General features: G+C 67.4%; 10 protein-coding genes. 4 read left to right on the top strand and 6 right to left on the bottom strand.

Annotated features, from left to right (window positions below):
• Window positions 1-76 precede the first annotated feature (76 nt).
• Both HR086_RS40575 and HR086_RS40580 read left to right on the top strand, forming a co-directional pair.
• A complete protein-coding gene (locus HR086_RS40575) occupies window positions 77-2,443 on the top strand; it encodes a ribonucleoside-diphosphate reductase subunit alpha (protein ID WP_174468287.1) in 2,367 nt (788 codons plus the stop codon).
• Window positions 2,444-2,601: 158 nt separating this feature from the next.
• Window positions 2,602-3,612: a ribonucleotide-diphosphate reductase subunit beta gene (locus tag HR086_RS40580; protein ID WP_141647995.1), complete on the top strand. Its 1,011-nt coding sequence runs from the start codon at window positions 2,602-2,604 to the stop codon at window positions 3,610-3,612.
• Between the two features lie 39 nt (window positions 3,613-3,651).
• Here HR086_RS40580 and HR086_RS49630 read toward each other — a convergent pair whose 3' ends face one another.
• Entirely contained in the window at window positions 3,652-4,254 is a 603-nt protein-coding gene (locus tag HR086_RS49630; RefSeq protein ID WP_217439725.1) for a GNAT family N-acetyltransferase, read from the bottom strand.
• Between the two features lie 380 nt (window positions 4,255-4,634).
• On the opposite strand from HR086_RS49630, the gene HR086_RS40590 reads away from it, so the two are divergent.
• Together HR086_RS40590 and HR086_RS40595 are read left to right on the top strand one after the other, a co-directional pair.
• Window positions 4,635-4,877, top strand: a complete 243-nt coding sequence (locus tag HR086_RS40590) for a hypothetical protein (RefSeq protein ID WP_174453485.1) — start codon at window positions 4,635-4,637, stop codon at window positions 4,875-4,877.
• Window positions 4,878-4,929: 52 nt separating this feature from the next.
• Window positions 4,930-5,604, top strand: a complete 675-nt coding sequence (locus tag HR086_RS40595) for a site-2 protease family protein (protein WP_174461251.1) — start codon at window positions 4,930-4,932, stop codon at window positions 5,602-5,604.
• A 20-nt stretch (window positions 5,605-5,624) separates the two neighbouring features.
• Here the strand turns inward: HR086_RS40595 and HR086_RS40600 are convergent, their stop codons facing one another.
• The 5 genes from HR086_RS40600 to HR086_RS40620 form a co-directional block, all read right to left on the bottom strand.
• Window positions 5,625-6,257 (bottom strand): LysE family translocator, encoded by a 633-nt coding sequence (locus tag HR086_RS40600; RefSeq protein ID WP_141648010.1) that lies wholly within the window; start codon window positions 6,255-6,257, stop codon window positions 5,625-5,627.
• A gap of 175 nt (window positions 6,258-6,432) precedes the next feature.
• Window positions 6,433-7,266, bottom strand: a complete 834-nt coding sequence (gene aqpZ, locus HR086_RS40605) for an aquaporin Z (RefSeq protein WP_141647999.1) — start codon at window positions 7,264-7,266, stop codon at window positions 6,433-6,435.
• 238 nt (window positions 7,267-7,504) lie between these two features.
• On the bottom strand, window positions 7,505-8,038 hold the full coding sequence (gene hpt / locus HR086_RS40610; protein ID WP_141648000.1) for a hypoxanthine phosphoribosyltransferase: 534 nt from the start codon (window positions 8,036-8,038) through the stop codon (window positions 7,505-7,507).
• 13 nt (window positions 8,039-8,051) lie between these two features.
• Complete coding sequence (locus HR086_RS40615) at window positions 8,052-8,867, bottom strand: uracil phosphoribosyltransferase (protein WP_174468286.1); 816 nt, start codon at window positions 8,865-8,867, stop codon at window positions 8,052-8,054.
• A 45-nt stretch (window positions 8,868-8,912) separates the two neighbouring features.
• Complete coding sequence (locus HR086_RS40620) at window positions 8,913-9,512, bottom strand: thymidine kinase (protein ID WP_141648002.1); 600 nt, start codon at window positions 9,510-9,512, stop codon at window positions 8,913-8,915.
• Window positions 9,513-9,611 lie beyond the last annotated feature (99 nt).

A 9,611-nucleotide genomic window follows, 5' to 3' on the forward strand; every position in this document is an offset into this window, starting at 1 on the left:
CGCCCAACCCGGGCCGACGACAGCGAGCGTGACGCCCGTGGCCGAGCCCACGCAGAGCGAGTTCGCCCCCACCACCATGCGCGTGCGCAAGCGCAACGGCACGGCCGAGCCGGTGGACCTGAACAAGATTGTCCGCGCGGTGGGCAAGAGCTGCATGGGGCTGTCGCGCGTGGACGTCATGCGCGTGGCCACGAAGACCATCTCCGGCCTCTACGACGGCGCGACGACGCGCGAGCTGGACAGCCTCTCCATCCAGACGGCCGCCGCCCTCATCGTCGAGGAGCCCGAGTACGCCCGCCTGTCCGCGCGCCTCCTGGCCACCTTCATCCAGAAGGAGGTCAGCAACCAGGACATCCACTCCTTCAGCCAGTCCGTCGCCGCCGGCCACAAGCACGGCCTCATCGCGGACCGGCTGCTGCAGTTCGTCCAGGCCAACGCGCGCAAGCTCAACGCGGCCATCGACCCGTCGCGCAACGACCTGTTCGAGTACTTCGGCCTGCGCACCGTCTATGACCGCTATCTGCTGAAGAACCCGCAGACGCGCGAAGTGCTGGAGACGCCGCAGGAGTTCTTCCTCCGCGTCGCGTGCGCCCTGAGCGGCGACAACGCGAAGGAAGCCATCGAGCTGTACCGGCTGTTCAGCTCCCTGGAGTACCTGCCCAGCTCCCCCACCCTCTTCAACTCGGGCACCCGCCACGAGCAGCTCTCCAGCTGCTTCCTGCTGGACTCGCCGACGGACGAGCTGGACGCCATCTACCGGAAGTATTCGGACATCGCGATGCTGTCCAAGTTCTCCGGCGGCATCGGCGTGGGCTACCACCGCGTGCGCGCGCGCGGCTCGCTCATCCGCTCCACCAACGGCCACTCCAACGGCATCGTCCCCTGGCTGAAGACGCTGGACGCGTCCGTCGCCGCGGTGAACCAGGGCGGCAAGCGCAAGGGCGCGTGCTGCGTGTATCTGGAGACGTGGCACGCGGACATCGAGGACTTCCTCGAGCTGCGCGAGAACACCGGTGACGATGCGCGCCGCACCCACAACCTGAACCTGGCCAACTGGGTGCCGGACCTGTTCATGAAGCGCGTGGAGTCGGAGGGCGACTGGAGCCTGTTCGACCCGAAGACGGTGCCGCACCTGACCGACTTGTTCGGCGACGCGTTCGAGAAGGCCTACGTCGAGGCGGAAGGCGCCGGCCTGGCCATGCGCAAGGTGAAGGCGCGTGACCTCTACGCCAAGATGATGAAGACGCTGGCGCAGACGGGCAACGGCTGGATGACCTTCAAGGACATCAGCAACCGCAAGAGCAACCAGACGGGTCTGCCCGGCAACGTCATCCACCTGTCCAACCTGTGCACCGAAATCCTGGAGGTGACCAGCCAGGGTGAGACGGCGGTGTGCAACCTGGGCTCGCTGAACCTGGGCCGCATGGTGGCGGACGGGAAGTTCGACTTCGACCGCCTGCGCGCCAACGCCCAGCTCGCGATGAAGCAGCTGGACCGGGTCATCGACCTCAACTTCTACCCCATCCCCACGGCGGCGGACTCCAACCGCCGCTGGCGTCCGGTGGGCCTGGGCCTGATGGGCCTGCAGGATGTCTTCTTCCAGCTCCGGCTGCCGTTCGACGCGCCCGAGGCCCGCGCGCTGTCGCGGAAGATTTCGGAGGAGATCTACTTCGCCGCGCTGACCACGTCGTGCGAGATGGCCGAGCAGTTCGGCGCGCATCCTTCCTTCCCGGAGACGCGGGCGGCGAAGGGCGAGCTCCAGTTCGAAAGCTGGGGCGTGACGCCGGAGGACACGGCGCGTTGGGATGCGCTGCGCGCTCGCATCGTGAAGCATGGCCTGCGCAACTCGCTGATGATTGCGATTGCCCCCACCGCGACGATTGCGTCCATCGCCGGCTGCTACGAGTGCATCGAGCCGCAGGTGTCCAACCTGTTCAAGCGCGAGACGCTGTCGGGTGACTTCCTCCAGGTGAACCGCTACCTGGTGAGAGACCTCCAGGCGATTGGCATCTGGAACGAGGGCGTGCGCAATCGCATCAAGATGGCGGAAGGCAGCATCCAGGACCTGACCGAGCTGCCGGAGAACCTGCGCGCCATCTACCGGACCGCGTGGGAGCTGCCCATGCGCTCGCTCATCGACATGGCGGCCGACCGCGGCGCCTTCATCGACCAGAGCCAGTCGCTCAACCTCTTCGTGGAGACGCCGAACATCGGCAAGCTCTCCTCCATGTACTTCTACGCATGGCAGAAGGGGCTCAAGACGACGTATTACATGCGCTCACGTCCGGCCACGCGCATCGCCAAGGCGACGGTGGGCAACAGCACCGCGACGGCCCCCGCGCAGTCCGCTCCCGCCCCCGTCGCGTCCGCCTCCGCGGTGACTGACGCCGAGGCCGTGGCGTGCTCGCTGGAAAACCCGGAAGCGTGCGAGGCCTGTCAGTAAGAAACTCCTGTTTCACTGATTTTTTCGTCCTGGCGAGCACGCGTGAAAACGCGTGCTCGCTTTGTTTTTTCAGGGCTGTTGAGACGTGAGCGAACGCGAAAAGGAATCGCCGCGCGAGCCGCTTTGACGTCTTCGCGAGCATGGTATGGATCGCGCCCATGCTGCTGGAACCCGGACTGAACCTGACGCTGCGCCCGATGGCATACCCGGTCTTCTTCGAGATGTATCGGAACGCCATCAAGAACACCTGGACCGTCGAAGAGGTCGACTTCTCCACGGACCTCGTGGACCTCCGCTCGAAGATGACGGATGCGGAAAGACACCTCATCCACCGCCTGGTGGCCTTCTTCGCGACGGGCGACAGCATCGTCGGCAACAACCTGGTGCTGAACCTCTACAAGCACATCAACGCCCCCGAGGCGCGGATGTACCTGTCGCGGCAGCTCTACGAGGAGGCGCTGCACGTCCAGTTCTACCTGACGCTGCTGGACACGTACGTGCCGGACCAGGCCGAGCGCGCCAAGGCGTTCGCCGCCATCGACAACATCCCCTCCATCCAGCGCAAGGCGCGCTTCTGCATGAAGTGGATGGACAGCGTCAACGGGCTGAACGAGCTGAAGACGAAGGAGGACCGTCGCGCCTTCCTGCTCAACCTCATCTGCTTCGCGGGCTGCATCGAGGGCCTCTTCTTCTTCGCGGCCTTCGCCTACGTCTACTTCCTGCGCAGCAAGGGCCTGCTCAACGGGCTCGCCGCCGGGACGAACTGGGTGTTCCGCGACGAGAGCGCGCACATGGCCTTCGCCTACGAGTGCATCCAGGTGGCTCGAAAGGAAGAGCCGGACCTCTTCGACGCGAAGATGGAGCGCGACGTGGAGGCGATGCTGCGCGAGGCGGTGGAGTGCGAGACGCAGTTCGCCCAGGACCTTCTGAGCGGCGGTGTCGCGGGCCTGTCGGTGCAGGAGATGCGCGGCTACCTGGAGTACACAGCGGACCAGCGGCTCCAGATGCTGGGGTTGACGCCGGTGTTCCGCACGAAGAACCCGCTGTCCTTCATGGACCTGCAGGACGTGCAGGAGCTCACCAACTTCTTCGAGCGTCGCGTGTCCGCCTACCAAGTCGCCGTGGGCGTGGGCGCCGCCAACGACGTGGTGCTCGACGCCACGTTCTGATGCTCCCGGGCGGGCCCCTTCCCGGGCCCGCCTCCCGTGTCACGCGGACAAATCGTACCGGTAGACGTGGCGGCGACTTCCCTCTCGCCCCACGCCCTGGAAGCCGAGCTGTTCGAACGTCTCCACGAAACCCATGAAACGGTAGCTCGGTGAGTCGGGGTCCACGGGGTATGCCTCCAGGACCTTGCCGCCCCGCTTGCGAGCATGGGTGATGGCGGCCTTGATGAGTCGCCGCGACACTCCCTGCCCTCGCGCTTCACGGGTGACGAAGAAACACGCCAGGGACCACACGCTGCCCGGCGCTTCATCCGGAGCCTCCAGCCCCCCGAGCCCCTTCCGGTACGTCTCCCGAGGCGCGATGGAGCACCAGGCCACGGGCTCGTCCCCGAGATAGCCCAGGAGCCCCACCGGAGTCCCCTGCTTCACCCGCCGATGCATCGCCGCCTTGCGGTGTGCGTTGTCCGCGAGCCGGGCTTCCGCGCCCTCCGCCCGCCACACCATGCACCAGCAGTACTTGGGCCCGCCCTGGCTCTCGAACAGCCGCGCGAAGTCGCGCCAGCGCTCCGCATCCACCTCGTGCGTGGTGAACCGTCCCGAGGGCGCCACGGACGAGCGAGGCTTCGCCGTCGAACGCCGAGTCACACTCCGCTCTGAAGCAGCACTCCCGCGTGAAGTCCTGCGAGTGGGCATGCGTCTCTCCTCCTTCTCAAGCTAGGGCCTTCCCCCAAGGGCGGCACCTCCCGCGCGCATCCCTGGCCTGCCTCCTCGCCTGCCCCTCCTCCACTCCCCAAACCAGACACCACCCCACTCCGGGCTCGTCACCTCCGACGGACGAACCCCGTGCACTCATGTCTGGGAAAAGACCGGCCTCGTCGAGAGTCCTGGCCCCACTCAATCCCAGCACGCGCCGCTACCGTGTCGGTTTCAGCCACGCGGCACAGGAAGCAGACAATGGCAGACAGCACGGGACGATTGATGGTCGATGCGGGGAGCGCCCTTCGGTTCCACGCGAAGGTGTCCCGGTGGCCCGCCTTCGTCGCGGCGGTGACTCCACCGTCGCGCCGGGCCTTTCGGACGTGGGCAAGGCCGACCTGAGCCACGTGGACGGCTCTGGCGCGGCCCATCTGCTCGCGGCCTTCGCCAACCCCACCGGGACGGGCAACGGGCACCATCAAATCTCGTGGTTCAACCTGGGGCCCGGCTCCAAGTCCATCACCCTGGACGTGCCTCGCGGGACGGAGGACGTCACCAGACCGTGCCCTTGAGCGGGGCCCGGTGAAGGCCGACGGTTCCGCGTGATAAACAGGGGGCACACCCATGGAACGTGCTGCCCTGCTCTTCTGGCTCTGGATGCTCGCCTTCGCCGTCACCGCCCTCTGGGCGTTGAGTCAGGCGGCCGTGGCCAGCTCGTTCGGCGTCAGACCCACCCTCGTGAAGCTGGGCTACGGCCCCAACCTCGTCACGCTGTCTCTGGGCGGCATCCAGTGGGCCTTGCACCCACTCATCCCCCTGGGCAGCTCGGTGCGCTTCAACGGGCCTCCGGAAGACGCACCCACGGAAGCCCCCGCCGACAACCGCCTCCACCAGCTCCCGCTGGTCCTGCACGCGGCCACCATCATCCTGCCCTGGGCGCTGCTCGTCGTCGTCGCCATGGCATGCCTCGGCGCCGGCGAGGGACTGAGCCAGTTCCTCACCGGCTTCACCGTCCCATTCCAGTACTCACGGCTGCCGGACCGCATCGAGCGCTTCGTCGCCCTGCTGCGCCACGGCGAGCTGTTGCAGGCCTGGGGGCTGGCGAGCGCCAAGGTGGCCGCCATCAACCTGCTGCCCATGCCCATCCTCGCGGGTGGCTCGCTGCTGGCGCTCCCCTGGCGTAAGCAGCGCGAGCGGCTCCCGGTGTGGGCGGCGGGCCTGAATCTCGTGACGCTGCTCATCCTCCTGCCCTGGGCCGGCTACGCCCTGTACCTTTTCGGCGCGGCCATCTTCCGCTGAAGGCGGGGACATCGCGACGGCTAGGAGCGCTCCTGGAGCGCCAGCCGCGCGCCCAGCGCGACGAAGACGCCTCCCGTCACCCGCTGCTGCCACGCCGCGAAGCGCGGGTTGCGCCGCAGCCAGCCGCCGAACGCGCCCGCCACGCCCGCGAGGAACGCGAGCCACAGAGTCCCCGTCACGTCGAACAAGAGCCCGAGCAGGACGAACTGCAGGCCCGGGGAGCCTCGCGACGGGTCCACGAACTGCGGCAGGAAGGCCAGGAAGAACAAGGCCACCTTCGGGTTCAGCACGTTGGTGACGACACCGTCGCGGAAGATTCGCCACAGGCTCGCGGGCTGGAGTTCCCGCACCGCCTCGGGCCCCTGCTTGCTGCGCAGCATCCGCACGCCCATCCACACGAGGTAGAGCGCGCCCACCCACTTCACCACCAGGAAGGCCATGGCGGAGGTCGCCAGCAGCGCCGACAGTCCCAGGGCCGCAGCCGCGATGTGGAACAGGCACCCGACGCAGATGCCCAGCGCGGAGACGAAGCCCGCGGCGCGGCCCTGTCCCATGCTCCGGGCCAGCACATACATCGTGTCCGGCCCTGGCGTGAGGTTGAGGACCAGTCCCGCGAGGATGAAGGCCACCAGGCGCGTCGGCTCGAAGAGCATGTCGAAGGGCTTTCGCTCCGTCATCCCGGAGCAGGGAACGGGAAGGCACGGCCCCCTCCCATCCCTCGTATACGCCCGGAAGCACCGCCAGGAAAGCCACGGGCAGGGGCCCCGCGCGCGACGGGCCCTGCTCGGAGGAGCAAGGCCCGTCCACGCAATGCGGCCTTCTTCGCCCCTACACCGGCGAGCGCGTGTGGCTGCGGTCCTGGGCGACGCGCTCCGCACGCTCGGCATCCAGCGAGCGTTCGGCCGTGCGCGCGGTGATGGCCCCCGCCGGGCTGAACACGGAGCGGTACACGGCGGCGGCCAGGCCCGCGCCCAGCATCGGCGCGATGATGAACATCCACAGCTGGGTGAGCGCCTGCCCGCCCGCGAACACCGCCGGCCCCAGGCTGCGCGCGGGATTCACGGACGTGTTCGTCACGGGGATGCCCACCAGGTGGATGAGCGTCAGCACCAGACCAATGGCGATGCCGGCGAAGCCCACCGGCGCCTTCGCGTCCGTCGCCCCCAGCACCGTCAGCACGAGCAGGAAGGTGAGCGCCACCTCCGCCAGGAACGCCGCCCCCGCGCCATAGCCCTCGGGCGAGGCGAGGCCGTATCCGTTCGAGCCCAGCCCCGCCACCGAGGCCTGGTAGCCCCCGGGGACACCCTTCGCGATGAGCAGCACCACGCCCGCCGCCAGCACGGCCCCCAGACACTGCGCCACGATGTAGCCGAGGATGTGCTTGTTCTCGAACTTGCCCGCCAATGACAACCCCACCGTCACCGCGGGATTCACGTGGCAGCCGGAGATGGGGCCAATCGCATACACCATGGCCAGCAGCGACAGGCCGAAGGCGAAGGACACGCCCAGGAAACCGATGCGGTCCCCCGCCAGCACGGCCGCACCCACGCCGCCGAGCACCAGGACGAACGTCCCGATGAACTCCGCCAGGTACCTCCTCATCGAATCATTGCCCCCGGCCGCTGTAGCAGCCGGGATTCTCTTGTCTGTCGCTGAACGCATGCGCACCCTCTCCGGCCGCACGCACCAGGACACGAGCACTCGCGTCCGGCGCCTCGCGGCGCAAACAGTCCCACCCGGGACGCTGCGCACGCTCTTCCTTTCGACAACAGTCCACTGCCCTCCACGCCAGGAGAGCGGCATCCACGCGAGGCGCTCGACGCTCCGCCACCCCTGACGCGGGACTTCAAGCCGGCGGGAAGGCGACCCACTCCCCGCGCGGCTGGAGGAAACCGGAGGGCTACTTGCCCTTCATCACGCCAATGAATGGCACGTTCCGGTACTTCTCCGCGTAGTCCAGGCCGTAGCCGACGACGAAGAGGTCTTCGATGACGAAGCCCTTGTAGTCGATGTCGATCTTCGTCCGCGCGCGCGCCGGCTTCTCCAGGAGCGAGCAGAGCTTCAGCGACGCCGGGTGCCGGGCCCGCAGGTTCTCCAGCAGGAAGCTCATGGTGAGCCCCGTGTCGATGATGTCCTCGATGATGAGCAGGTGCTTGCCCGCCATCGGCTTGCTGACGTCGGTGGTGATGCGCACCTCGCCCGTCGTCTCCGTGCCACCCTGGTAGCTGGACACGCCCAGGAACTCCAACGTCAGCGGCAGGTCCACCGCCCGCGCCAGGTCCATGGCGAAGAACGTGGAGCCCTTCAACACGCAGACGAGCGTCAGCTCCTTGCCCGCGTAGTCCCGGGTGATTTGCGCGCCCAGCTCCCGCACGCGCGCCTGCAGCTTGTCCTCCGAAATATGGACGCCAACTTCCTGCTCGTAGAACGCCAAGGCTTCCTCCGCGCTACACGTAGGCGTTGTTCATGATCTCCCCGAAGCCGCCGCCACCGGGGACGATGTACTGCCGGTCATCCAGGCCTCGCTCCTTCTCCCAGAGCGCCCCCGGCGCCGTGCCGAAGACCTCCGGAGGAGACAGACCCCGATCCAACCGGAGCGCGTAGATGATCACGTCCGGATGGTCCGTCGTCATCTTCCGCAAGTATTCCGGCGTGACGATGAGGTTGAGGGTGATGATGCGCCGGGGGGTGCCGGGCACCTTCTCCTTGTAGAGCTGGATGGCCGTGGAGAGGCTGCCGCCCGTGGCCCCCATGGGGTCCGGGAAGAGGACGAGCGCGTCGTCCACGTCCCCACCAATCTTCGCGCCGCCAATCTGCGAGCCCACCACCGTCTCGGCCGCGTCGATCATCCGGCTCATGATGATGTGGTCCTGGCGCACCACCGACGGGTCCACCGTGGCGTTGAGCAGGTCATACGTCACCTGGGACGGCAGCGTGCCCGCCCGCGCGATGTTCACCGTCACCACCCGGACGTGCGGGTCGATGACCTCGCCCTGGTAGAGCCCCTGCGGGGTGGAGTCGATCATCCGTGTCGGCAGGCTGACCATCTTCCGCGGGAACTCCGCGTTCACCACCGTCTTCACCAGGTCGCTGTAGAGCGTCTCCACCAGCCGGTTGATCTGGGGTTGGATGACGCCCTTGGCGCACAAGGTGGCCAGTTGGGAGAGCAGGAACGGATTGCCCACCAGGTGGACGTTGGGTCCATAGTGGTGGGTCATCTCGTTCAGCCGGAAGGGCACGTTCGCGTACAGGGTGTCACGCATTCGGTCGGTTCCTCTCGTGCCCTGATGCCCGCGGGCGAAGCGGGGTCAGTCGAACAGTTCGAGCGTCTGCGGCGGCGTGCCCTCGGTGGGCTCCGGAACATGACACTTGCGGCACCGCGGCTCGTACGCGCCCGCCGCGCCCACCACCACGCGCTCTCCACTGGAGACGAGGCGCTGGGAGCGATTGGCCGGATTGCCGCAAACCACGCAGATGGCCAGCTCCTTCGTCACGTACTCCGCCACCGCCATCAACTGCGGCATCGGCTCGAAGGGACGGCCCTGGTAGTCCTGGTCCAGTCCCGCGCAGATGACGCGCAGCCCCTTGTTGGCCAGCGCCTCCACCACCGCGACGACCTCCGCGCCGAAGAACTGCACCTCGTCGATGCCCACCACCTGCGTGTCGGGCTCCAACCGGTAAAAAATCTCTTCAGCCCGCTCCAACGGCGTGGACGTCACCTTCAGCTTCGAGTGACTCACCACCTGCGTTTCGTCGTACCGGTTGTCGATGCGAGGTTTGAACACCTGCACCTTCTGCTTGCCGTACACGGCGCGCTGGACGCGGCGGATCAACTCCTCCGTCTTACCGGAGAACATCGAACCGCAAATGACCTCTATCCACCCGATATCTTTGGGGAATTGGTGCAAGGGACGCTCGCCTGGCCTGGGGGCGGAGGGGCGCGGATACTCTGTCACCCCCCCGCGGGAGTCAACCGCCAACCGCGTCCTCGTGACAGCCCCCTCGGG

Source organism: Myxococcus sp. CA039A (genome assembly GCF_013336645.1).
In the GTDB taxonomy this organism is placed as follows: Bacteria; Myxococcota; Myxococcia; order Myxococcales; family Myxococcaceae; genus Myxococcus; species Myxococcus llanfairpwllgwyngyllgogerychwyrndrobwllllantysiliogogogochensis.

Coding starts and splice junctions, on each gene's coding strand:
- HR086_RS40575 (WP_174468287.1), top strand. CDS start 77: ATGCGCGTGCGCAAGCGCAACGGCACGGCCGAGCCGGTGGACCTGAAC.
- HR086_RS40580 (WP_141647995.1), top strand. CDS start 2,602: ATGCTGCTGGAACCCGGACTGAACCTGACGCTGCGCCCGATGGCATAC.
- HR086_RS40595 (WP_174461251.1), top strand. CDS start 4,930: ATGGAACGTGCTGCCCTGCTCTTCTGGCTCTGGATGCTCGCCTTCGCC.
- HR086_RS40600 (WP_141648010.1), bottom strand. CDS start 6,257: ATGCTCTTCGAGCCGACGCGCCTGGTGGCCTTCATCCTCGCGGGACTG.
- aqpZ (WP_141647999.1), bottom strand. CDS start 7,266: ATGCGTTCAGCGACAGACAAGAGAATCCCGGCTGCTACAGCGGCCGGG.
- HR086_RS40615 (WP_174468286.1), bottom strand. CDS start 8,867: ATGCGTGACACCCTGTACGCGAACGTGCCCTTCCGGCTGAACGAGATG.